The organism is Carboxylicivirga caseinilyticus, assembly GCF_050589785.1.
GTDB classification, from domain to species: Bacteria; Bacteroidota; Bacteroidia; order Bacteroidales; family Marinilabiliaceae; genus Carboxylicivirga; species Carboxylicivirga caseinilyticus.
The window spans coordinates 54,095-78,657 of sequence record NZ_JBNGOX010000022.1 but is presented as its reverse complement, the minus strand read 5'-3'; the positions used below and the strand labels follow the sequence as shown (position 1 = coordinate 78,657).

Below are 24,563 nucleotides of genomic sequence, written 5' to 3'. Positions count from 1 at the left end.
CCTTATTTCGTCTTTAAGTCATCCGTTGTTGAAGCATAATCAAAAGACAGATAGTCAATTGAAGCCAATGAGTTTCCCTCACGATCAAACAAAGTCGCATTGTCCCAAGCCGAACCATGTCCCCATAAATCTTTCATATCAGAAGAAATCCATGCTGGTTCCCAATACATCACTCCTTTAGCACCAGCAGTTCTCATGTTTGTGACCAAATCGATTAAAAATGCCCGCTGTCCTTCTATTGAAATAGGATAACCTTCAATACCACTATGCTCACCAAAAATATTTCCATATTCATCTGCTTCCTCCAAAGTATAAGGATATGCCGTTTCAAGAATCACAAAATCTTTATTTAACTCATTTGTAAGTCTTGATACAAGTTTTGGGAGTTCTTCAAATGAAATCTCTGTATGCCAGTGTGGATAATATGAAAAACCAGCAATATCAAAATCATTGACCATACCTTTTTCCATAACTCCTTTAAAGAACCATTCCAGATTTTTCGGATCGGCAACATGCAAAGCAACTAAAGTTTTGGAGCCTGCTTTTAAGTCAATATCCCTCACAGCTTTAACTCCTGCATTTAACACTTTCCCAAAAGCCACCCAGTTTCCATCACATATCGAAAGCTTTGGAAAAAGTGAATCAGCTTCATCCAACATGAAACCACAATTGGTTTCATTACCTATCTGAACCATCTCAGGTAAAAGATTACTTTTTAAAAGATCATCTAATACTGAATAAGTATAATTGTAAACTGAATCACAAAGAACATTGAGATCTGTTATATTCTTCCATACTGAAGGAACCTTTTGATGCTGCGGATCAGCCCATATATCTGAATAATGAAAATCAAGGTTAATGGCCATTCCATTTGCCTTTGCTCTTTCTATGGACTTCTTTACATCGTTGTAACCACTATATAAAGGTGTATCTTCTCCATATACCTGATAAATCCATTCGGGATTATTCCAGATTCGTAACCTAACAACGTTAGCTCCCTTTTTACTAAACAGTTCATATGGATCTACCTTAGTACCGTCTTCTTTATAAATACCGCCATGGTCTTCAACTTGATTAACGTATGATAGATCAACACCATTCATAAATTCATTAATCAATCTATTAGAAGTTTGAGCTGCTTTATCGGTTTTTAAGTTACACGAACCTATCAATAACGAAAACACCAATAGATAAACGATATAGATCAACCTGGATTTAATCATAAATACTAGACTTAAGTTTTTTATTTCATTGTTAATTATTGTTATCAAAATTAGCTGTTAACATTTTTAAACATTTATTGAAAACATACAATTATTTGTCTATTTCATACCTACCTGAAATTAATTACAACTTTAAGTTCTCATTTATTAAACTTACGATATAAAATGTAATCTTATTTAATACCTTTATTTGTCTAAATCATACATTTCTACAACAAACCTTAATTTTTAATTATCTTTACAACGCTATATAAATCATCATTTTTCACTGTGTAATATTGAAACCAATCAGGGTAATCTTCAATATCAAGAGACGCATCAGGCTTAATAATGCATCAATCTACTTTGAGAAATTAATCTCAATGCTTTTTGTGCAGATTATTATTACAGGGATAATTGCCCAGGAAAGCAGTACAATTCAATCTATTTATTTCACAAACCTGAGACAGGAAGATGGTCTACCTTCAAACATGATCAATACCGTAGAGCAAGATAAATTAGGCTTTATATGGATAGGAACAGATGATGGTTTATGCAGATGGGACGGATATCAAACCTCAATCTTCAGAGAAAGTATCGAACCGGGTTCTTTGCCTAACAGTAATATCAGAAGCCTTCTTCTTGATGATGATCTATTATGGATTGGCACCTGGAAAGGATTATGCACTATTAATACACAAACATTTGAAATTACCCCTTTTAACATTGGAGAAAATGCATCTGTCAGAAGTTTGTATAAATCAAAAGATAACCGAATATGGATTGGAACCTCTAATGGATTGATTATTTACGATAAAAGCATTAACCAATACGAATACTTTAACAATGTTAACAGTAAACTAAGTCATTCAACTATACGATGTTTGTATGAAACAAGTGACAGTACCATGTGGATTGGTACATATGATCAATTAAACAGTTACAAAAAAGGCAAATTTGAGTCATATGACCTTAAAGGTTCGTATAAACCTTTTTTAAAAAACAATCTTATTCTGGACATTAAACCACTGGTCCCTGATAACGATTCTATCTTGCTTATTGGCACAGAAACAGGTTTGGCAAAATTTAACCGAACTACTCATCACCACATATTATTCAATAGCTCCAACACATCCATCAGTAATGAAGTAATAAAATGTATTCATCACGAAAACAATAAACTTTGGCTTGGAACAGATTTTGGATTAAATATTGCAACTTCAGACCTTAATAAAATAGATGCATATTTCCACAATCCGATATTAAATCAGAGTATTGCCAACAACGTAATCTGGAAAATATTTAAAGATAATACTAATACTCAATGGCTTCTGACTTCTAATGGAATTAGCCTGATTAATACAGAAAACTCATTCTACAACTTACACGAAGAATATTACACAATCAATAATCAACAAGTCGGAAATCAAATCCGGGATATATTGATTAGTAAGGATGAATCGATGTATGTGGCCACAATACATGGTGTTATTGAGAATAAAACAAATCAAAAAAAGACCTATTTTACAGCATCGTCAAAAACAAGCCACAAACTTCTTCTTGATAACACATACGCTTTGCTCGAAGATCCATTAGGTAGAATATGGATGGGAACGGCAGCAGGTATTAATATATGGAGTCCGAAAGATGAGTCTATGAGAAGTGTAAGTTCGGATAAAACCAATGGTTTAACATCCAATTACATCAATAGCTTTGCAATAACATCTGACAAATCAATTTGGGTAAGCGCCTGGGAAGGAGGAATATTTAAGATTACCGGTGAGATAAATTCTCTTGAAAACCTTCGTTTTGTAAGAACTGAAAAATCAGCGCCCGACAGAATCTATTCTTGTGGTAATGATATATATTACTTAAAGTCTAATCAACTTTGGTCGGTCAATAATAAAAACCTTGCACCATTTTCGGTTGATGCAATTAACAATCTTATAAATAATGAATCGATTCTATGTTTAAACACCATTAACAATAAAAGTCTTCTTATTGCCACTAATAAGCTAATTATACATTATCAGCCTTCTATCTCTAAAATTGAAACATATCCAATAAATAACCCGGTAATCAATAATCCTATCAGTATTGAAATGGATAAACAAAATGATATATGGATGGCTTCCATTAATTCGGTTATTAAATATAATTCATTAACCGGAAACATCATTTCTATGCCTCTTGATGCAAACAGTCCGATTAAAAGTTTTTACAAAGGTTGTTCAACTGTCTCTTCTTCAGGTGTTGTTTACTTTGGCGGTGACAATGGATATATTGCATCTAATCCTGAAGAAGATGAATTGACAATTATGCCTCCCAAAGCCATATTATCATCGCTTCACATAAATAATGAGTTGTACCAAACAACGGCTAATGAAAATATTCAAAGAGACATACCTTATCTAAATGAACTAGTTTTTTCTTATGCAAATAACTCCTTAACCTTTTTCTTTTCAACTCTTAATTACTGGCATCCAGAGAAAAGTTACTTCAGATATCGACTAAAGAATTTCGACAATGACTGGAATAATTCACTCAACACTAACTTTGCAAATTATCCTAATCTTAAACCAGGGGAATACACTCTTGAAATCGAATCATTCAATTATACCGGAATAAAAAGTAAAGATATAAGCTCATTCTCTGTAATCATCCTGCCTCCCCTATGGCTAAGTAAACCTTTTTTAGCACTTTACTTTGTTTTGATGGTTGGTCTAACATACCTTATTTTCAGGATTTTTGTTGCCCGTCAGAAATTCAATAATCAATTACGTTTGGCTAATCTTGAAAAACAGCACAGCGAAGAGATTTTAAATACAAAACAGCAATTCTTCACCAATATATCTCATGAATTCAGAACTCCTCTGAGTTTAATTATGCCTCCAATTAAACAGGTGATCGATTCAGGTTTGGTTGCAGGAAAGAACCTGGATATGCTGCAATTGGCTGAAAAAAACTCCAAACGACTGCTGACATTAGTTAATCAAATTCTTGATTTCAGAAAGCTGGAAACAGAATCAATACCTCTCATAAAATCAGATGTTGAGCTAGTTGCTTTTTGTAATGAAATATTTGAATCCTTTAAAGACATGGCTTCACGCCATGAAATTAAATACGAGTTTGAAAGTAATGCATCTCAGTTCGTCACTTCTATCGACAGGGAGAAGACAGAAGCTATTCTATTCAATATTTTGGCAAACGCCTTTAAACACACTCCTATTGAAGGAACTATTACCGTGAAATTGAAAATTCCGTCTAACCTTAATACTATTGAAGTTTCAGTCTGCGACTCAGGTTCCGGCATACCAGAGCAAGAACTTGAAAAGATCTTCGATCATTTTTATCAGGCAGATATCCATCGCAAACATAAACAAGGAACAGGCATTGGTTTGGCAATGGCTAAGCAGTATGCATTGCTGCACAAAGGTAAAATTGATGTTCAAAGTGAAGTTGATAAAGGTAGTACTTTCACATACTCTTTCCCTGCTGAAAAAGCAGACGGCCGTATTTCAAAACACATCCATTATAGTAATAAACAAGTCAACACATCAACTAAAACAGTTAAGTCTGATAAACTAAATAAGGTTTTAATCATTGATGATAATCCAGACATATTGGATTACATTGAAATGAACCTAAACACTTTCTTTCAGATTTACAGGGCGTCAAATGGTCAAAGCGGATTAGAAATGGTTGACCAGATAAATCCCGACATAATTGTTTCTGATATAATGATGCCCATAATGGATGGTATTGAATTATGTAAAAAAATAAAAAACAATGTACAATATCAACGAATCCCTGTAATACTTTTAACAGCCAAGGCCCTTGACAATCAAAAAACAGAAGGAATTGAAAGCGGTGCTAACATGTATATAACCAAACCATTTGATATTGCATACCTGAAGGCTTGTATCAACAACCTGATTAAAACAGAGACTGTTATATATGAGTACATCAGAAATAAAATGATCATCAACCCGGAACCTAACCGTTCATCAGAAAATAATCAGAACGAACAGTTTATTAAAAAGGTTATGGAGATCATAGCTGAAAATGTTAGTAACCCTGATTTAACCGTTGATTTTATAAGCTCCAATATTGGTATGAGTTCAACTCACCTCTATAGAAAAATTAAGGCTATTACGAATCAATCGACTAAAGATGTTATTAAAAATTATAGACTGAATATGGCGGCCCAAATGCTTACAAACAATGAAGGTAATATTACCGAAATAATGTATAATGTTGGTTTCAGCAGTTTATCAAGTTTTTCTAAAAGCTTTAAAGTAATGTTTGGATGCAATCCGAGCGAGTACAAAAATCAAAAGACAGACTGATCATTATCGAGTGCCTTATTCACAGCAATGGTTGCACCAACAACCGACACAATAGAAAAGAAACCTGCCAATGTAACTCCAATAAATGGTATCAGTAACACCAAGGCAAAGATCAATCCGTTACCAATTGCCAGTCCCTTGTTACTTCTCATATATCGCACACTGGATTGCACATTAAACTTGCGTCGTTCGAAAGTATAATCCATAAATGAGAAACCATAGAAATAGGCAGATATAAAAAACAAAACAATGGCACTAAACCAACCAACAACAGGTATAAAACTGATTATAAAAAGCAAAAGTGTAAATAACATCTCCACGGCAAGATTACGAAGTGCAAGTACAATACCCCGCCAAATATCTTTTAAAAACTGATTGGTATTAAATGGCACTTCACTTCCTGACAGTATTTTTTCGGTTCGTTCTGATAAAAATGCAAATACCGGTGATAATGCAATTAAAATAATGTAACCACCCAGATAAGCATAAATCACAAAAAACAACAAACGCAATACAATCCAGATAAACCACTTGATGGTGCCAGCCAAAAACGACGCTCCCAAAAAGTCCCATGATTCAATTCCCATCCATTGGTTCAGATAGTTGATTAAAACACTACCTAGACTACCAACTGAATAGAACCCTACAGCAAACAAAACAACATTTAATAACAGTGGAAAAATAAAAAACCACCCTAATTTATTTTGCCGTATAAATCGGAATGCCTCGGTGTACGAACGTAATCCAAGCTGGAAGCCTTGAGAATAATTCATTATAAACACAATATTAGGTTAATGACAGTGATCCAAAACTAATGTTTTAGCGCAAATTTTACTACTTTTGCACAGCCAAAAATTCAAATAAAAGAAATGATGGATATTCAATTACTGACTGCAATTTCTCCGATCGACGGAAGGTATAGAAACAAGGTTGACGGCCTGGCATTGTATTTCTCGGAATACGCCCTGATCCGTTACAGAGTATTAGTTGAAATAGAGTATTTTATTGCTCTTTGTGAAGAGCCTCTTCCTCAGTTGGCCGATTTTAACAAAGATCTTTATGATGATTTACGTAAGATTTACAAAGATTTCCAATTGGAAGATGCTGATCGAATCAAAGAAATTGAATCGGTAACCAACCATGATGTAAAAGCTGTTGAATATTTCATTAAAGAAAAATTCGACGTTTTAAAGCTTGATAAATACAAAGAGTTTATCCACTTCGGATTAACGTCACAGGACATCAACAATACAGCGATCCCTTATTCTTTGCGTGATGCAGTTCATGAAATGTACTATCCATTGTTGGAAGAATTAATTCAGCAGTTGGATGACATGGCTACCGAATGGAAAGACATCCCTATGTTAGCCAAAACGCATGGTCAGCCTGCCTCTCCAACCCGATTGGGAAAAGAATTAAAAGTTTTTGTTGAGCGCTTAAACAAACAACTTGCTTTATTAAAAGGCATTCCATGTTCAGCTAAGTTTGGTGGTGCAACAGGTAACTTTAATGCACACAATGTTGCTTATCCTCAAATCGACTGGGTTGAATTTGGTAATAAGTTTGTAAACGAAACCTTAAAGTTGGATCGCGAACAACTGACAACTCAGATTTCGAATTACGATAACATGGCAGCTATCTTCGATAACCTGAAGCGCATTAATGTTATTATGGTTGATTTGGCACGCGATTTCTGGACCTACATTATGATGGAATACTTCAAGCAACGCATCAAAAAAGGTGAAGTTGGTTCAAGTGCAATGCCCCATAAAGTAAATCCAATCGATTTTGAAAATGCAGAAGGTAACCTGGGTATTTCAAATGCAGTTTTCTCTCATTTGGCTGAAAAATTACCAGTTTCACGTTTGCAACGCGATTTAACAGATTCAACAGTATTACGTAATATTGGTGTACCTATCGCCCATTCAATTATTGCTATACGTTCACTGGCCAAAGGATTAGGTAAATTATTATTAAACGAAGATGCCATAAAAAGAGATCTTGAAAACAATTGGGCTGTAGTAGCGGAAGCCATTCAAACCATTCTTCGTCGCGAAAACTATCCTAATCCATACGAAGCATTGAAAGAGCTGACTCGTACTAATGAGCAAATCAATGCAAAAACAATGGCTAAATTTATCGAAGGATTAAATGTACCTGAATCAGTTAAGGAAGAAATGAGAACTATTTCACCTCAAACATATACAGGTATCTATAAAGTATAATTCATAAAATATGATACTAAAAAGCTGTCTTCGGGCAGCTTTTTTTATTTGGTTTTATCTACAATTGTATCAACCTGTTTATACAAATAAACAACAGCTTTCAATCATTATCCATCTTAAAATTCTCAAGTTGATGTCTTAAAGCCATTTGTTCTATTTCTAATTCCATTTTAACATTTTCTTTCTTTAATTGCTTAATAGCATTAATCTCCTCCTTTGAAACAAAGTTGAGAACAGAATAGACAAATGACACTGAAAAATATATCAGAAAAACCAGCATAACCAACAGTTGAGCTGTTTCCATAATCTCCGTAAAAAATAAGACTATAAGAATAATAATAAATATAATTGAACATAATAAATTGATTGCCCCTAAAAGTAATCTTATATAATTTACAATTTTCATAACAACTTTAGTTCTATACATTCAAATATACAATAACTAAATGGTTGTTTTAATTCAAGAAATGATCTATTCATCCGTTAAATAATCTTATCCATGACCTATCCATTCGGATGCCTGCATAATTATTTGTTATATTTGCGCCAATTGTAAATTTTAAAAATGAAAGATTTTTTTCGCGTACTAAAGCTATATATACCACCCTATAAAAAGAACCTGGTTTTTGCCTTTATTTTTAATATCCTGGCTGCCCTATTTATTGTATTCTCAATGGCATCAATGATTCCAATGTTGGAAGTTATTCTACAGGATGATAAAAACGTACATGAGCTGTTAACATGGTCATTTAACAATGGGTTCTCTGAATTTGGTTCTACTCTTAAAAACAACATCTATTATTACATAACATTAGCTAAAGAAGATTACGGACCAGCTAATGCATTATTAATATTGGGGATTGTTGTTGTTATTGCAACTCTATTAAAAACAGGCTTTACTTATTTAGCTTCCTACACCATGATAGGTGTAAGAAATGGAGTTACCCGTGATATTAGAAATAAAATCTATCGTAAGCTTGTTGAATTGCCCTTGGGTTTTTACAGCGAAGAACGAAAAGGCGATATGATGGCACGATCTACTGTAGATGTGCAGGAAGTTGAAGCATCAATAATGTCGTCTTTGGATATGTTTTTAAAGAATCCAATCATTGTTATTGTGGTACTTGGGTCAATGCTGTTTATAAGTTTTAAGCTTACACTTTTTGTCTTCATTGTGCTTCCAATAATGGGATTCATTATTGGACGTATTGGTAAGAATCTTAAAAAAACCTCTCGGGAAGGTCAAAATAAAATGGGTGAAATTTTAGGGGTAATTGAAGAAACACTTTCCGGGTTGCGAATTATTAAGGCTTTTAATGCTGAAAAAAGGATGGATAATCGCTTTTGGAATGAAACAGAAAGTTACCGAAGAATAAATAATCGACTGCAACGCAGAAGAGATTTAGCTCATCCGACCAGTGAATTTCTGGGAACCATTATGGTCATAATAATTGTTTGGTATGGTGGTTCTTTAATCATTGATGAAGATGCTAGTTTAAACATGGCAACTTTCCTTACTTATTTGGGAATGTTTTACCAAATAATCAACCCTGCTAAAGCTTTTTCACAGGCCACTTATAATATTCAGAAAGGGATGGCAGCTTACGAACGGATCGAAGCGGTTTTAGATGCCGAACTTTCAATTAAAGAACATGATGGTTCTGAAAAAATTCAGGAATTCAAGGATAAAATCGAATACCGTAATATCACTTTCTCATACAACAACGAAGTTGATGTTCTTAAAGATGTTAGCCTTACAATACCTCAAGGAAAAACCATAGCTCTTGTTGGTCAATCAGGAAGTGGTAAAACAACTTTTGTTGATTTACTTCCTCGTTTTTATGATGTTCAGAGTGGTGGCATATACATTGACGGACATAACATCAAAGATTTAAGACTATTCGATCTTCGTGAATTGATGGGTAATGTAAATCAGGATGCAATTTTGTTTAACGACTCCATCTACAACAACATTACTTTTGGTGTTGAAAATGCAACTATGGAGGAAGTTATTGATGCTGCAAAGGTGGCTAATGCTCACGATTTTATTGAAGCCACTGAAGATGGTTATCAAACCAAAATCGGTGATCGGGGAAGTAAATTATCCGGAGGTCAGCGTCAACGCTTAAGCATTGCACGTGCGATTTTAAAGAACCCTCCTATTCTGATCTTAGATGAGGCAACTTCAGCATTGGATACCGAATCAGAACGTTTGGTACAGGATGCCTTGGAAAAACTGATGAAGAACCGCACTTCACTGGTTATTGCACACCGTTTATCAACCGTTCGTAATGCTGATATGATTTGTGTATTTCACGAGGGTAAAATTGTTGAAACAGGTACTCATGATGAGTTAATTGCTTTAAATGGTATTTACAACAAACTGCATTCGATGCAAATGAGCTAAATATCAAACTAAAAAAATCAGATTAAATCTTTTTAACATTCCATCTGTAACATTTAACGCTACTTTTCCATAATAGAAAAGCAAAGGGGTTAGATTATGGCGTGGAAAGAGATTATTATACTACTGATTGGTTTTTTAACAGCCACAGTAATGATTGCACAAGATGCTGGTGCAAAAAAAATTAAGAAATACAATAAGATAGGGAAACTAAAGGTTGATACAACCTTTCAAACAGCTTACCTGAATGACTTCATGGTACCTTTCAGTGAGTTTGGCGACTTACAGAATTGCCATATAAAAATCAAAAACAAAAAGTTAAAAACCACAATGGCAGCCCGTCCGAATTTTCTTTCATTATTATTAGGAAAGAAAAACCGCCGTTATGTTATTGTGATTAACAGTGACAAAAATTTTAGCGGGGTAAAACTCGAGAATGTTCCTTCAAAAGCCAGAATTGGACTATTTGCACATGAACTCATGCATATTCGTGATTACGAAAGCAGAAGAATCACGGGTATTATTGAACGTGGTTACCAATACTTATCATTCCAGGGTAAAACAAAAGTAGAACATTATACCGATGGTTTAACTATAGCTGCCGGGTTTGGTCAAAATCTTTACCACTGGGCCACTTTTGTTTTGAACGACTCTGATGCTTGTGAAGAATACAAAGCTTTTAAGTCAGAGGTATATATGAAACCGGTTACCATTCTTACTCAGATGGAACAAACATATTAAGTAACAATTATGTGACAAAAGGATAGGGAAATTGAATTATTATTAAAAATCCGCTCCATACCTGTATAATTCTTGTATGAAGCGGATTTTTAATTCAATCGAATATGTTTTTTGAATCTATCCTAATTTATTATCAGCAACACGATAATAGGTATCTTTGTAGAAATTAACATCAATCAAATCCGATGCATTTTCCAATAACTGTTCACAGTCTTTACTCAAATAATGCAAATGAACTTTTTTACCTTGCTTGGCATAACGTTCAGTTAGTTTATTTAACGCTTCAATAGCAGAATGATCAGCAACACGTGATTCTTTAAAGTCAATGATAACGTCCTCAGGATCATTCATCACATCAAATAATTCGGAAAAACCAGTTACAGAACCAAAAAATAACGGACCTACTATCTCATAATGTTTAGCTCCATCTTCATGAATGTGACTACGGGCTGTGATTCTTTTTGCATTTTGCCAGGCATAGGCTAAGGCTGAAATAACTACTCCTATCCCAACCGCTACAGCCAAATTATGGAAGATAACAGTTACACCTGCCACAACAATCATTACAAGAACATCCGTGATTGGAACTTTGCGGAAGATCTTTAAACTAGCCCATTCAAAAGTACCTATCGAAACCATAAACATTAATCCAACCAATGCTGCCATGGGAACTCTTTCGATTAAGGAAGAGCCGAATAAAACAATCAGTAATAAACCAATAGCTGCAATAATACCGGATAAACGCTTACGTCCACCCGAACTCACATTGATTACACTTTGTCCGATCATTGCACAACCTCCCATTCCGCTGAAGAAGCCACAAACTAAATTGGCTGTTCCTTGCGCAATACTTTCTTTATTTCCCCTTCCACGAGTTTCAGTCATTTCATCAATAACAGTCAAGGTTAATAAGCTTTCAATCAAACCAACTGCTGCCATAATTAGTGAGTAAGGAAGGATAATCATAAAATTCTCCCAAGTAATATCAATCATCGGCAAATGGAATTCTGGTAATCCTCCAGAAATTTTAGCAATATCGCCTACTGTTTTGGTTTCTATTCCTAATCCTAAGATAATACCCGAAACAACCAGAATAGCTGTTAAAGCTGCAGGAATTGCTTTGGTGAGTTTTGGCAAGAAATGAATGATAAGCATAGTTAAACCGACAAAACCGAGCATAATCAATAAAGGCATACCACCCATCCATGATTTATTGCCTAATTCATCTACTATCTTAAATTGATCAAGCTGAGCCATAAAAATCACAATAGCCAACCCATTTACAAAACCAAACATCACAGGATGTGGCACAAGACGAATAAATTTACCAAGCTTTAGTACTCCCACCAATATCTGAATGATCCCCATTAGAATTACAGCTGCAAAAAGAAACTCAACTCCATGACGGGTTACCAATCCTACAATTACAACCGCAATTGCCCCTGTAGCACCAGAAATCATACCCGGACGACCACCCAACACAGCCGTAATTAATCCAATAATAAAAGCAGAATACAATCCAATTAAAGGACTTACATGTGCCATCAGCGAGAAAGCAACAGCTTCCGGTACCAGCGCAAGAGCTACTGTTAATCCGGATAAAATTTCATTTTTTAAGTTCGAACCTTGACGTAATTTGTCGATAAAAATCATATGAGTATGTTAAATTGTTTACAATTTAGCATATACACTCTCGTGCAATGTGAAAATTTAAGGGGAAATTTTATTGTGGGCAACAACAAGGATTTTAACAGCCACAAAGGTAAGCATTATTGATTAATTGAAAAATTCACACATCACATTCTCAAAATTCAAAAAATAATAAACCGTCACTATCTTTTTTTGAAGACAGTGACGGTTTTATTTATAATTGTTAGATTACTGTTTTTTTGCTCCAGGATACACCAGATAATTATTTAAAACAATTTCGGTAATGTAACGAGTTTGTTTGTTTTTATCCTCGTACTGACGATATGTGATACGACCTTCCAAAGCAACTTCATTACCTTTATGAAGGTTTTTAGCTGCAATCTCTGCCTGTTTTCCCCATGCAATAATATTATGCCATTGTGTTTCCGTGCGTTCCTGACCATTCACGCCATTATAGGTTTCATTGGTTGCTACTGTAAATTTGGCTAGTTTGCGTCCATTATCAAAAGCCTTAATTTCAGGATCCATTCCTAAATTTCCTACTAACTGTACTCTGTTCCTTAAAGTTGTCATGTCTCGTAAATTTTAGTTAATAATTAATTGACGATTCAAAGTTGCAACAGAGTCAGATCAATACTCGGTATTTAATTATTTAGAGTCACTTAACATTCGCTTAAAACCACTTGCAAATGCTTAAAAACGTTTTTAACTTTAATAATCTGACACTTACAAAATCTATCCCTATGGAAGAAAAACGTGTATGCCCGGTATGTGGTGATCCAATAATCGGTCGTATTGATAAAAAATTCTGCTCTGATCAGTGTCGTAACTCTTTTAACAATAGCCGTTACAGCAATGAAAATGTAATGATTCAGAAGATTAACCGATTGTTAAAAAAGAACTATCATATTTTAAAAGAGCTGAATACTGAAGGAAAAACGAAAGTAAAAAGAACCAAATTACTACAGGAAGGTTTTGATTTTAGTTTTTTTACGAGCACATACACTACCCAAAAAGGATCAACCTATCACTTGTGTTACGATCAGGGATATCTGGAACTCAACGAAGATACTTATTTGCTGATTTATTGGGAGGGACAATAAACCTGCCAACAATAGAATATCCAATTGAAGCAAATTATTTTTTATTGTCAATTTCGGTTTACAAAACACAATTCAATACGCAATAAATTAATGTCACTAAAGCTGCCAAAGAAATAATCAACGCAATTGACACACTACATAAAATGCAGACCATTCCAAATGCTCCTAATTTTTGATCAATAGTACTTACGTTCATGTTACCTTTTTATATTAATGTATTAGTGCAAATTTATGAGCAAACTATGTCAGATACTATCAAATACATGTGAATCTCATTCAAGAAAAATGTGATAGATATCACAAAAGTCTTTATCTTTATTAAAAGCTAACTAATGACAAATGAGAATTGCGCTTCCTGCCTTTTAAAATCGAAAGCTACAAAAAACCTAAAAGCGTCAGAATTGAATCTATTGGGAGAAAACTGTGTTCAGGTATCTTTTGATAAAGGAGAAACTATTTTGAAACAAAATACCCTGTCAACCAATATTGTTTATTTAAAAACCGGACTTGTAAAACTTATTGCTGATGGACCCAAACGCACACAAATATTAAAAATTAAGAAAGCACCATGTTACCTTGGGCTTCCCACAACTATGGGTGATAAGATAAATAACTATTCCATCATTGCGCTGGAAAAATCAGTAGCTTGTTATGTTGAAATAAAAGTATTTAAAGAACTCCTTAAAATTAGTCCTGAATTTTCCTACGAGATTATGCTGGATCTATGTCAGAACGAACTATTTCTTTACAAACGATTTGTTAAGTTGTTACAAAATCAAATATATGGTCGTCTGGCCACTAACCTACTATTCTTCTCGAACGAAATATACGGTTCTGATGAATTTGATTTGCCTTTGAACCGAAACGAGATTGCCGATTTGATTTGTACCAGTCGCGAAACAGTAAGCCGTCTGTTTACAGATTTTTCTAAAGATAATATCATTAAGATAGAAGGAAAACATATTAAGCTACTAAACAAACGGAAGCTTGAAGAAATAAGTAAAAACGGTTAATTTTTTTGCTAACAATTATCAATTAACAAACTCATTTTATACTAATTGAATATCTAAAAATGATAAAACACTAAGCTACTATTTTTGACATCACATATTTACAATGTTTATTTTTACCGGATATTTTTAATAATAAACCCTGTTTCTGTTGAGATGACTATCCAATTCTAAATTAAATAAACCTGTCAACTTTTATTAAATTAATGATCATTCATCTTAGAAAAGATATTATATGATTTTGGAGACTTGCTGGGTATTGTATTCATTTTAGAACTGAATTTTACGACATAAAATGGTTAATTTTTCGAATAATAATTTTATGTCGACTTTAGTTAGTTCTTGTGATTACAAAAGTCACTAAAAAAAGGCGACCCGTTTTAGGCCGCCCTTCATCCGAAGTATTAAAAAACTAATGTCTAATTATTATCTTTTTCATATAAGTCTCTGAATCAGAAAACACTTTTAAGATGTAAATTCCTTCCGGAACATCAGATACATTTACAATTCCGTTCATCGAATCTTGAATTGTCTGACTTTTAACCATTGCTCCATTTATACCATACAATGCCATTGAGCCCAAATTCTTCAACCCGTTACTTACTAAACGAACATTTATCACATCATCTGCAGGTACAGGAAATACATCTATTGAAGTTTCACTTCCAGTAGAAGGAGTATCAATATCTGTTGCCTGATCTATAACTTCGTTTATTTCAGTCGCTGATAAGGCATAATTATAAACCCTGAAATCATCTACATATCCATTAAATAATGCTGTTGTTTGATGGCTTCGACCAATATAATTTAATGCAGGTTTAAAGTCTCCTGGTCTAACGGTAACATCAGTTGATTCGGCTACCAATACTCCATTCATATACATACTTGCTCCATCAGCATTTAAGGTAACGGCTAAATGAACCCATTCGGCCTGCGGAATCACAGAGGCATCCAAACGTTGTTCAGTTCCTTCATTCATAATTGAGAAACGTAAACGAGGTGTTAAAGTCATAAACTGTTTATCATTCATACCAAACTCAAAAATAGGCTGCCAGCGGGCACCACCATTCCAGTATACCCAGGTTGCAACAGTTATTTCTGATTGGTTAGCTATTGTTGATGATAACTGCATGAAATCATCCGTTCCATTCAATGATATAGCTGAACCACTTTTCCCGTCAACATATACTGCTTCGTTATATGATTGTGCATGATGTAAATTCAAACTTTGATCCTTCGTATTATTTTCAAAAGTTAACTGAGCTATTAAAGTATCATCTCCAAGAGCACTGGCATTTACTTCACTTGAATATTCAGAACGATTTAAAGAATAGTCTACAGCACGAACCACGTAATAATACTGAACACCTATTTCAACCGTATTATCAACAAAAGCAGTAGCTGTTACATTACGAGCAATTGTTTGATAGTCTCCTCCTGAATTTAATGAGCGCAAAACTACATATTCTGTAACATCATCATCTGTACTGGCAGTCCAATCTAAACGTATTGATGATCCGTTATTAATTGCCGTCAACTCAGTAGGTGCTGCAGGCGCTACAAATTCAATAGGTGCATCAACCGGTAAAAACCGCCATTGCTGATTAGCTCCTCCTGTTTTTTCCCACTGATCAATATTTGCTCCTGCATAGGTGGCAGAATTAAATACATCTAAACACAATGAACTATGTCTGCTTCGAATATAAAACCAACCATCACCTGCATAATCAAGGTACCACTGTTGATTGGCACCTTTTGCATCGTCCCAGCTAATGATATTACCACCATTATCCAACGACCAATTCAAAATATCTGGGGATTTTCCGCTATGAACAGCAGTAATGGTAAAATAACTAAAATCACCCCCAATACGAATATCAACCGGAATTACATTCCATTGCTGGTAGGTTCCGCCATTATAGGTTCCCTGCTGAATATTGGCGCCTGAAGTATACGAACCACTGGCTACCTCCATCACTCTTCCACTATTTCGATTTACCAGTACATATTTACCATCAATAATTGGTTGAATATCATCTCCAGTGGTGATATTAACAACTGTTTCAGCATTGGTCTGTCCCACCTGATATCCGGTTCCTCCAGGCAAATCCATTACATACTCACGCTGTGGTCCATAGCCGTTGTAATAAACATCTCTGTCTTCTGCCACGAAACGATAAGATGTATTTACAGCCTGACGTTCTGAAGTTCCTCCAAACGCCTGAACATTTCCATTCGGAGCTCGATAAACTGAAGCAGCAGTCCAGTTTGCTCTATGTTCGGCATAACCCAGACGTACTCCATCACTGGCTTTACAAAACTCACCACGGGCATATTCGGCCCATCCCCACCAGATACCAGTCTGCATACCATATTCAACTCCCACCATGGCTTCCATAACATTATGAAGCTCGTCGTTAGTTGCATGATGTCCATTGGCTCTTACAGCCTCATAAAAAGCAGCATAATTATCAAAAACACCAGCCAATTGATGTGTATTTCCTTCATCCAAACGAGCCTTTAAGTAAGTATACCATGGTAAAGCCTCATCACAATTCAGAGTATTACCACCTGATATACGGATCGTTTCGAAATTGGAGTTATTCTTTAATTCTCCTGCTACAGCATAAAAATCATCGATAGTACCTTGTCCTGTTGCCGAGTAATCTGGTTCGTTAAATGGTGAAACAGTTATAACCTCTCGTCCTGCTTCAACATGCATCTGACGTGTTATATCAATCAATTGTGCCCAATTAGCTGCTCTATCTGGATTAGTCGGACTAAAATCATCGGCGATCGAAGGATGATCCGAATTCAAAACCACTTTTGTTGAAGAAGGCAGATAATTATTAATAATATTAATCCTAAGGTTGGTATTAGTCAATGCATCACCTGTTAAAGCTCCATCCACTATCGCATTTGTTGGCATAAATGATGAACGCACTACATCAACATTATCTGGCCCCATAAATCTGCTACCTCGTATAATATTATTGGCATCCAACCATGCCAGATCCAAGCCCCATAAAATAGGAAGAGAAACACCTTCGTCTGACATGTTATAATAAACTGTTCGATCAGCAGAAACCTGAGGAACTATATAATCACTGGTACTGGCGACTTCATTTGAAGATTGAGCATTTGCTATCTGTAAGCTGATTCCTGTCAACAGGAACAATAAAGTAAGTAATTCCTTTTTCATAAAACTTTCTTTCCTTGAATTTGCAATTGCAAATTTCTGATTTAAGTAATCGCAAATAAATACGATTAAACAGCAACAAAGTTAACTTGAGAAACGAATCTTTAGGGTCACTAATTAGTCGAAATACTAAAAGAAACTCTGCAAATCAAACTTATATAATACTGATAATGTAATCAAATACAAGTTAGAATAACTCACATCAGCTTGATTATATGATACATAATTGAAACAAACAAAATTTATTCAACGGTAAAGAATAAAAAAGCGACTCCGTAAGAAATCGCTTTATTCATTTAATTATCGCTGATTATTCAACTATCGTCATTTCATCTAAAAGGTAACCTGCACCTGCAAACTTATCAATCAGGAATAACACATACCTGATATCAAGTGAGATATTTCTGCACTGATCAGGATTAAACATCAAATCACTCATTACTCCTTCCCAGGCACGATCAAAATTAACACCAATCAGTTGCCCTTCGGCATTTAATACAGGACTTCCTGAGTTTCCACCCGTGGTATGATTGGTTGCGATAAAACAAACAGGAACTGTTCCATTCACTTCATATTTGCCAAAGTCTTTATTTCTATGAAGTTCTTTAAGTTTTTCAGGAACACGATAATCGTAAATATCCGGATTATCTTTCTCCATGATACCATCCAAAGTAGTATAATATTCGTAGCGAACAGCATCACGTGCCTTATAACTGGCCACTTTACCATAGGCAACACGCAAAGTAAAATTAGCATCAGGATAGAAAACCTTATCCGATTCAAATGCCATTTGAGCTGACATATATGCTTTGTTCAACTTATTTAATTCTAGCTGCATGGCTTTATCCTTCACCGAAACTTTGTCATTATAAAGGTTCATAAAGCTATTATACAACTCATAAGCAGGATCTTTCTCCAGTTTCGACAAGGATTTTTCTGAAAACTCATCAACAAAAGTCAATACAGATTCTTTGTTATCGAAGATTGATTTATTAAACAAGTTTTCGACATATTTATTAATATCTCCTTTGAATTTTTTATCTATTTTAGAATAAATATCAGGATGAAACTCTTCAGGAATGTTTGCCAGATACATTGCCAACAATTTCACACTTATTTCTTTATCGATAGGTTGATAATAATCTTTGAAGAACAATTCAACATCTGATTTAATCTGTTCCTTTAAACTGGAAATTTTTTCTTTATCAGCTTCTATACCTGAATCTTTAGCCGAATAATATAGTGTTGCTAATGGACTCAATTTATTTGCTAAAGAAGCTATTTCAATACCATTACGATAACTAATTTCTAAAATATAATCTTTAGCCAGTCGATACGGAGTATATTCTTCATAAAGCTTCTTATAATTCGAAAGTAAGTTACCATATATTTCAGCACGTGATTCATCAGCTGTAGCCCATTGATTGAAAGATTTTTCGTAAACTTGCTTTTTTGCAAAGGCATCTAAAATCTCCAAACCTCTGTTCTCACCTATCCATCGTTTCCAGCTATTTGAAATACGGGCATTTTTTGCTGCATACTGTATTCGTACTTTTGGATCTGCAGCCTGATATCTGTTAAGTATATTCAGTTTTTCTGTTCTAACGTCAATTAACTTAGGATTTACCGTTTCGGTTAGCATTTTAAGATGATACGATGGAACGTACTCATACGTAGATCCGGGATAACCAAAAACCATAGTAAAATCACCTTCTTCAACACCTTTCATTGATACCGAAAAATGTTTTTGAGGTTGGTAAGGAACATTGTCTTTCGAATATTCAGCAGGCTGATTATTTTTATCAGCATATATTCTGAACATTGAAAAATCTCCGGTGTGGCGTGGCCACATCCAGTTATCGGTATCTCCGCCAAACTTACCAATGGCTGAAGGAGGAGCTCCCACCAAACGCACATCTTTAAAAACCTCGTTTATAAACAAGAAGTACTGATTGCCATTAAAGAAGGGCTTTAATACAGCCTGATAATGTGTATCTTTCACAGCATCCTTTTTAATTGCACTGATGTTTTTTTGAATTAGCTTTGACTGATCCAACTCACTCATTTCATCAGTAACACCGTGCATAACCTGTTCAGTTACATCTTCCATTCTTTTGAGAAAAGTAACAGTCAATCCCGGATTCACCAACTCCTCTTCCTGCGACATTGCCCAAAAACCGTTGGTCAGGTAATCATGTTCCACTGAACTATGATATTGTATTTTACTATAACCACAGTGGTGATTAGTAATTAACAAACCTTTATCAGAGATTAACTCACCCGTACAACCTCCACCAAATATCACAACAGCATCCTTTAAGCTTGCTTCATTTACACTGTAAATATCTTCGGCAGTAAGTTTAAAGCCCATTTCCTGCATTTGTTCAATGTTGTATTTCTTTAAAAGCATTGGAATCCACATTCCCTCATCAGCCTTTGCCTGTGGCAGTAGAAAGGCCAAGACCATTAATCCAAACAGAATTCTTCTCATTATATATTTATGGTTTAAAATTTCAATAATTCGTTGTATAAAGCCTGAACAGGCAATCCCACAACATTAAAATACGATCCTTCAATTTTTTCTATTCCCACCATGCCAATCCATTCCTGAATACCATAAGCTCCAGCTTTATCATAGGGCTTATAGGTATCTATATAATAGGTTATTTCTTCCTCAGTCAATTGTTTAAAAAACACCTTTGTGGAAACCGAAAAAGTGTGTTTTCTTGTATTTGATGATAAACAAACTCCTGTTATCACCTCATGCGATTTACCTGAAAGCATTTGCAACATACGAATTGCATCAGCTTTATCAGTTGGCTTACCGAGAATTTCATTTTCACACAACACAATTGTATCAGCCGTTACTAAAATCCATGGATAATTATTGATATCATCTTCATAAGGTTTGGCTTTTAATTCAGCAAGAAATACCGGCACATCATGTGGTTTGAGATCTAACGGATATACTTCTTCCACATCTTCCTTTATAACTACCTCAAAAGGGATATCCAGATGTTTGACTAATTCCTGTCTTCTTGGTGATTGGGAAGCCAGAATAAGTTTAAAATCTTTTAATTTTTTATTAAGCATTTTTATTCCTTAAAACTCAAAAGTATATAAATTGTCATCAACAGAAAATGATATCTGTTTTGATTCAGCTTCAATCAATTCAATCAAATACAGTAAATAATACCTTTTATTAAAAAGCCTGGCCGGCTAAAAGGATAAACAGTATACCTGACAGCATGATTATTTTACCCAAAACACTAACTCCATGAAAATGTTTCGATTCACTGGCTTTCATCCAAAAATAAATGAGCAGTAAGTGTGGAATGGTAAAACCAACTATAAAATACACAAAAGCATATGGGATATGGGTAATTTCCGGAATTAAAAAATAAATCAGCCAGAGTATTGCTAAGGATGTTATCTCAAGTAATAATACAAAAAGTTTTGTAAGCTTCATCCCCATAGCTAGTGGTAATGTTTTACAGCCAACCGCTTTATCTCCTTTTATGTCTTCTGCATCTTTAATAATTTCTCTAACCAGATTCGTAATAAAGGCAAAAAAGGCAAATCCTCCTGTCCAGAACCAGGCTGTTGAACATGCCTCTGTTTCCAGAATTTGTGGTCCATTTACTCTGGCTAATGCCGCGAATTCAACAGAAACCACCAATAATGCCACAATGGCTGTAAACATGGCAATAATAAGATTACCAATGAGAATATGTCGTTTAAAAGTAGTACTGTAATACCATAAAATTACAGGAATGCCAATAAAGAATAATGCATAGTTTTCTTTTCGTGTAACGTACGAAATAAACAATCCAATTAACATACCCGTGATGGTAACAAGAACATGCAAAAACAATGTAGATCTGCGACTGATTTTTTTACCTACCACAACTGAATCTGGCCTGTTAATCCGATCAATTCGTATATCAAAATAATCATTAATGATATAGCCGGATGCTGCCAGTAAAACAGTAGAAATAACTACAAGTATAAATCTGAAGTCAGATAAAACAGGAGAAATCTTAAACGAGTCAAGAATAGGTAATATAAGTCCATACCTTAGCAAAATCTGCAATAAGGCAATGATTATTAAATTCTTGTATCGAATCAATCTAAGATATGCCATGTTCAAATATTGTCTGACTTAATAAATATACTTGTTTTCAAATTACATTAAACTACCACACATAATCCAGGGCCCACTTACCATGAGCTCTTAGAACTTGTTCAATCACATCGCGACCTGCTGCTTCTCCACCTTTACGATCAGATATATACTTACAAAGCGACTTAATTTCTTCAACCGCATCAGCAGGACAGGTTGGAACACCAACTCTTTTCATTACAGGATAATCAGGCAAATCGTCACCCATATATAATACTTCATCAGCACTTAATCCTTTTTCTTCGATCCATTTTTCAAATACGGGCAACTTATCAGAAACACCAAGATATACATCTTTCACTCCTAAGCCATTATATCGTTTCAATACAGCCTCTGTATTACCTCCACTGATAATAGCAACCGGATATCCCAGCTTTACAGCTAACTGAATGGCAAATCCATCCTTAATATTTGCTGTACGCATTGGGACTCCACTTGTGTGCATAGGTATTGTTTGTAACGATAATACACCGTCAATATCAAAAGCAAAGGCTTTCACCTTCATTAAATCTTCTTTAAAATTGCTCATTCCAGTATTTATTTATGGCGAAGATAAGCAAAAATGCCTCCTTTTCATGAGCCCTTTTTAAGATTATTATGTTTCTGGCTATAACAGTTATTACAGTTTTCCACAACTTATTCTCTTGTATATGTGAGTTGAATTTCAACACTTATCGTTTGTTTGGTATTACTCAACGCATGTTTGATTAGGTAAAATTATTTGATGCTCTATCGCTTTTTAGTAATTTCGTCGTCAAAGTCAATATTCTGCATGTCTATTACCGATCAGTACAAAACATTAAAAGAGCCTTCGGAAGGAATTTATAAAGAAAAGGGAAGTAAATTTATTACCTATGCTTATCCGATTTATACCGAAGAGGAAGTTAAACCTATTATTGACGAACTTAAAAAGCAATATTACGATGCACGCCATCACTGCTTCGCCTGGCAATTAGGTACAGAAGGAGACCGATTCAGAGCTAATGATGATGGCGAACCATCCGGAACAGCAGGCAAACCTATTCTGGGACAAATTCGCTCCTTTGAATTAACTAATCTGCTGGTTGTGGTCATTCGCTACTTTGGTGGCACCAAACTTGGAACAAGTGGTTTAATTCATGCCTATAAAGAAGCCACAATTGACGCGATTAATAATGGTATTATAGAGGAACGAACAGTCAATGACTTTTACCAAATCGACTTTGATTACGGGGTAATGAATGATGTCATGCGAATCATGAAAGAAGAAAATCCGAATATTACAGCACAGGATTTTAATTTACGTTGTTCAATTAAATGGAATACACGTCAATCAGAGGTTGAAAAAATTACATCCCGGTTAAGTAAAATTGAATCTGTTGAAATAGAATTTTTACATACAGCCTGATTTAATGTATGTATCTCTCCTTTACTTTAGTAGCAGGATTACCCCGATAAATACTGTATTCAGCCAAGTTACTTGAAGCAACACTATTTACAGACAAAACAGAATGACTTTTACAGGTGACACCACCAATTACCATACTATTTGCACCTATCCATACTCCATCTTCAAGAGTTATTGGTGCAACCATTAAATCAAATGTTGTGCTTTTATAATCGTGGTTACCAATTAACAACATAGCCCCTTGCGAAAGGCAACAATTTTTACCAATTACTGTCTTATCCAGATTATCAATCCACACTTTCTCTCCTATCCAGGTAAAATCTCCAATTTCCAGATTCCAGGGGTATTTAATATTAACCGATGGTTTAATTACAACTCCCTTCCCTATTTTAGCACCAAACAAACGAAGTGTTCTGACTTTTAATCCAGAGAATGGATTTAGCGGATTCATCAGACAAATTCCGTTTATAAAAAACCAAATAGTGCGCTTAATAATACCTGCACCTTCATCAAACCATGAATTGTTGTATTTGGATAAATCTGTTTCTTTCATTCTTTAACAACTTGATAATATTGCTGAATAATTCCTGTTTTATAAGTTTTAGATTTTTGCAATATAAGTTTCACCAATTTACTATCGATATTAAACAAAGGTATTCCTTCTCCTAAAACTACAGGTATAAGAGATAAAATTAATTCGTCGATTAATCCATTTTTTAGTAGCAGACTATTTAACTGCCCACCACCAACTAACCAAACTAAACCTTCATTACTATTTTTAATCTCTTCTACTTTCGAGATATAATCTTCATTAATAATTTCAGTATTGATTGAATTAGAACTCTTTAATGATTCACTAAAAACGAAATTCTTTTTATCAGCATATGGAAAAGGTACATCAAATGATAGAATTTGATTATATGTATTTCTTCCCATTAATGTAAATTTAACTGATTGATAAAAATCTGAATAACCATAATCTTCACCCTCCTCTTCAAAACCATGTAACCAATCAACATCTCCATTTTTATCCGCAATATATCCATCAACTGATACAGCTGAATACAATACTATTTTAGCCATATATCTTATCTATTTTTACTTATCCCA

19 protein-coding genes are annotated in these 24,563 nt (G+C 34.5%); 7 read left to right on the top strand and 12 right to left on the bottom strand.

The window, feature by feature from the left end:
• Positions 1–2 precede the first annotated feature (2 nt).
• A complete protein-coding gene (locus tag ACRD62_RS12530) occupies positions 3–1,223 on the bottom strand; it encodes a glycoside hydrolase family 53 protein (RefSeq protein ID WP_430820457.1) in 1,221 nt (406 codons plus the stop codon).
• A 278-nt stretch (positions 1,224–1,501) separates the two neighbouring features.
• Between ACRD62_RS12530 and ACRD62_RS12525 the strand changes: the two genes are divergently transcribed.
• Positions 1,502–5,551 (top strand): hybrid sensor histidine kinase/response regulator transcription factor, encoded by a 4,050-nt coding sequence (locus ACRD62_RS12525; RefSeq protein WP_430820456.1) that lies wholly within the window; start codon positions 1,502–1,504, stop codon positions 5,549–5,551.
• Here ACRD62_RS12525 and ACRD62_RS12520 read toward each other — a convergent pair.
• Positions 5,536–6,324 (bottom strand): EI24 domain-containing protein, encoded by a 789-nt coding sequence (locus tag ACRD62_RS12520; RefSeq protein ID WP_430820455.1) that lies wholly within the window; start codon positions 6,322–6,324, stop codon positions 5,536–5,538. The genes ACRD62_RS12525 and ACRD62_RS12520 overlap by 16 nt on opposite strands.
• A gap of 96 nt (positions 6,325–6,420) precedes the next feature.
• Here ACRD62_RS12520 and purB point away from each other — a divergent pair, with 96 nt between their 5' ends.
• A complete protein-coding gene (gene purB, locus ACRD62_RS12515; RefSeq protein WP_430820454.1) occupies positions 6,421–7,776 on the top strand; it encodes an adenylosuccinate lyase in 1,356 nt (451 codons plus the stop codon).
• Positions 7,777–7,876: 100 nt separating this feature from the next.
• Here the strand turns inward: purB and ACRD62_RS12510 are convergent, their stop codons facing one another.
• Positions 7,877–8,080 (bottom strand): hypothetical protein, encoded by a 204-nt coding sequence (locus tag ACRD62_RS12510; protein WP_430820453.1) that lies wholly within the window; start codon positions 8,078–8,080, stop codon positions 7,877–7,879.
• 261 nt (positions 8,081–8,341) lie between these two features.
• Between ACRD62_RS12510 and ACRD62_RS12505 the strand changes: the two genes are divergently transcribed.
• Both ACRD62_RS12505 and ACRD62_RS12500 read left to right on the top strand, forming a co-directional pair.
• Complete coding sequence (locus ACRD62_RS12505) at positions 8,342–10,183, top strand: ABC transporter ATP-binding protein (RefSeq protein ID WP_430820452.1); 1,842 nt, start codon at positions 8,342–8,344, stop codon at positions 10,181–10,183.
• 96 nt (positions 10,184–10,279) lie between these two features.
• On the top strand, positions 10,280–10,921 hold the full coding sequence (locus tag ACRD62_RS12500; RefSeq protein ID WP_430820451.1) for a hypothetical protein: 642 nt from the start codon (positions 10,280–10,282) through the stop codon (positions 10,919–10,921).
• 117 nt (positions 10,922–11,038) lie between these two features.
• Here the strand turns inward: ACRD62_RS12500 and ACRD62_RS12495 are convergent, their stop codons facing one another.
• Together ACRD62_RS12495 and ACRD62_RS12490 are read right to left on the bottom strand one after the other, a co-directional pair.
• Positions 11,039–12,574 (bottom strand): SulP family inorganic anion transporter, encoded by a 1,536-nt coding sequence (locus tag ACRD62_RS12495; protein WP_430820450.1) that lies wholly within the window; start codon positions 12,572–12,574, stop codon positions 11,039–11,041.
• A 225-nt stretch (positions 12,575–12,799) separates the two neighbouring features.
• Positions 12,800–13,144, bottom strand: coding sequence for a single-stranded DNA-binding protein (locus ACRD62_RS12490; protein ID WP_430820449.1), 345 nt, complete (start codon positions 13,142–13,144; stop codon positions 12,800–12,802).
• Between the two features lie 116 nt (positions 13,145–13,260).
• Here ACRD62_RS12490 and ACRD62_RS12485 point away from each other — a divergent pair, with 116 nt between their 5' ends.
• A complete protein-coding gene (locus tag ACRD62_RS12485) occupies positions 13,261–13,674 on the top strand; it encodes a DUF2116 family Zn-ribbon domain-containing protein (RefSeq protein ID WP_430820448.1) in 414 nt (137 codons plus the stop codon).
• A 332-nt stretch (positions 13,675–14,006) separates the two neighbouring features.
• The gene (locus ACRD62_RS12480; protein ID WP_430820447.1) at positions 14,007–14,687 is read left to right on the top strand and encodes a Crp/Fnr family transcriptional regulator; all 681 of its coding nucleotides are present in this window, start codon (positions 14,007–14,009) and stop codon (positions 14,685–14,687) included.
• Positions 14,688–15,096: 409 nt separating this feature from the next.
• On the opposite strand, the gene ACRD62_RS12475 is transcribed toward ACRD62_RS12480, so the two are convergent.
• The 5 genes from ACRD62_RS12475 to ACRD62_RS12455 form a co-directional block, all read right to left on the bottom strand.
• A complete protein-coding gene (locus ACRD62_RS12475) occupies positions 15,097–17,886 on the bottom strand; it encodes a LamG-like jellyroll fold domain-containing protein (protein ID WP_430820446.1) in 2,790 nt (929 codons plus the stop codon).
• Between the two features lie 307 nt (positions 17,887–18,193).
• Positions 18,194–20,374, bottom strand: coding sequence for a S46 family peptidase (locus tag ACRD62_RS12470; RefSeq protein ID WP_430820445.1), 2,181 nt, complete (start codon positions 20,372–20,374; stop codon positions 18,194–18,196).
• A 14-nt stretch (positions 20,375–20,388) separates the two neighbouring features.
• Positions 20,389–20,976, bottom strand: a complete 588-nt coding sequence (locus tag ACRD62_RS12465; RefSeq protein ID WP_430820444.1) for a Maf family nucleotide pyrophosphatase — start codon at positions 20,974–20,976, stop codon at positions 20,389–20,391.
• Positions 20,977–21,085: 109 nt separating this feature from the next.
• A complete protein-coding gene (locus tag ACRD62_RS12460) occupies positions 21,086–22,027 on the bottom strand; it encodes a geranylgeranylglycerol-phosphate geranylgeranyltransferase (protein WP_430820443.1) in 942 nt (313 codons plus the stop codon).
• A gap of 52 nt (positions 22,028–22,079) precedes the next feature.
• Positions 22,080–22,595, bottom strand: coding sequence for a KdsC family phosphatase (locus ACRD62_RS12455; RefSeq protein ID WP_321411031.1), 516 nt, complete (start codon positions 22,593–22,595; stop codon positions 22,080–22,082).
• Positions 22,596–22,838: 243 nt separating this feature from the next.
• Between ACRD62_RS12455 and ACRD62_RS12450 the strand changes: the two genes are divergently transcribed.
• A complete protein-coding gene (locus tag ACRD62_RS12450; RefSeq protein ID WP_430820442.1) occupies positions 22,839–23,453 on the top strand; it encodes an IMPACT family protein in 615 nt (204 codons plus the stop codon).
• Position 23,454: 1 nt separating this feature from the next.
• Here ACRD62_RS12450 and ACRD62_RS12445 read toward each other — a convergent pair whose 3' ends face one another.
• Both ACRD62_RS12445 and ACRD62_RS12440 read right to left on the bottom strand, forming a co-directional pair.
• Positions 23,455–24,006 carry a WcaF family extracellular polysaccharide biosynthesis acetyltransferase gene (locus ACRD62_RS12445; protein ID WP_430820441.1) on the bottom strand — a complete coding sequence of 184 codons (552 nt, stop codon included), beginning with the start codon at positions 24,004–24,006 and terminating at the stop codon, positions 23,455–23,457.
• Positions 24,003–24,536, bottom strand: coding sequence for a dihydrofolate reductase family protein (locus ACRD62_RS12440; protein WP_430820440.1), 534 nt, complete (start codon positions 24,534–24,536; stop codon positions 24,003–24,005). Before ACRD62_RS12440 ends, ACRD62_RS12445 begins: the two co-directional genes overlap by 4 nt.
• Between the last annotated feature and the right edge of the window lie 27 nt (positions 24,537–24,563).

Excerpts from the sequence above, each read along its gene's own strand:
- ACRD62_RS12530 (WP_430820457.1), bottom strand. The coding sequence starts at position 1,223 with ATGATTAAATCCAGGTTGATCTATATCGTTTATCTATTGGTGTTTTCG.
- ACRD62_RS12520 (WP_430820455.1), bottom strand. The coding sequence starts at position 6,324 with ATGAATTATTCTCAAGGCTTCCAGCTTGGATTACGTTCGTACACCGAG.
- purB (WP_430820454.1), top strand. The coding sequence starts at position 6,421 with ATGATGGATATTCAATTACTGACTGCAATTTCTCCGATCGACGGAAGG.
- ACRD62_RS12510 (WP_430820453.1), bottom strand. The coding sequence starts at position 8,080 with ATGGAAACAGCTCAACTGTTGGTTATGCTGGTTTTTCTGATATATTTT.
- ACRD62_RS12505 (WP_430820452.1), top strand. The coding sequence starts at position 8,342 with ATGAAAGATTTTTTTCGCGTACTAAAGCTATATATACCACCCTATAAA.
- ACRD62_RS12500 (WP_430820451.1), top strand. The coding sequence starts at position 10,280 with ATGGCGTGGAAAGAGATTATTATACTACTGATTGGTTTTTTAACAGCC.
- ACRD62_RS12495 (WP_430820450.1), bottom strand. The coding sequence starts at position 12,574 with ATGATTTTTATCGACAAATTACGTCAAGGTTCGAACTTAAAAAATGAA.
- ACRD62_RS12490 (WP_430820449.1), bottom strand. The coding sequence starts at position 13,144 with ATGACAACTTTAAGGAACAGAGTACAGTTAGTAGGAAATTTAGGAATG.
- ACRD62_RS12485 (WP_430820448.1), top strand. The coding sequence starts at position 13,261 with ATGCTTAAAAACGTTTTTAACTTTAATAATCTGACACTTACAAAATCT.
- ACRD62_RS12480 (WP_430820447.1), top strand. The coding sequence starts at position 14,007 with ATGACAAATGAGAATTGCGCTTCCTGCCTTTTAAAATCGAAAGCTACA.
- ACRD62_RS12475 (WP_430820446.1), bottom strand. The coding sequence starts at position 17,886 with ATGAAAAAGGAATTACTTACTTTATTGTTCCTGTTGACAGGAATCAGC.
- ACRD62_RS12470 (WP_430820445.1), bottom strand. The coding sequence starts at position 20,374 with ATGAGAAGAATTCTGTTTGGATTAATGGTCTTGGCCTTTCTACTGCCA.
- ACRD62_RS12465 (WP_430820444.1), bottom strand. The coding sequence starts at position 20,976 with ATGCTTAATAAAAAATTAAAAGATTTTAAACTTATTCTGGCTTCCCAA.
- ACRD62_RS12460 (WP_430820443.1), bottom strand. The coding sequence starts at position 22,027 with ATGGCATATCTTAGATTGATTCGATACAAGAATTTAATAATCATTGCC.
- ACRD62_RS12455 (WP_321411031.1), bottom strand. The coding sequence starts at position 22,595 with ATGAGCAATTTTAAAGAAGATTTAATGAAGGTGAAAGCCTTTGCTTTT.
- ACRD62_RS12450 (WP_430820442.1), top strand. The coding sequence starts at position 22,839 with ATGTCTATTACCGATCAGTACAAAACATTAAAAGAGCCTTCGGAAGGA.
- ACRD62_RS12445 (WP_430820441.1), bottom strand. The coding sequence starts at position 24,006 with ATGAAAGAAACAGATTTATCCAAATACAACAATTCATGGTTTGATGAA.
- ACRD62_RS12440 (WP_430820440.1), bottom strand. The coding sequence starts at position 24,536 with ATGGCTAAAATAGTATTGTATTCAGCTGTATCAGTTGATGGATATATT.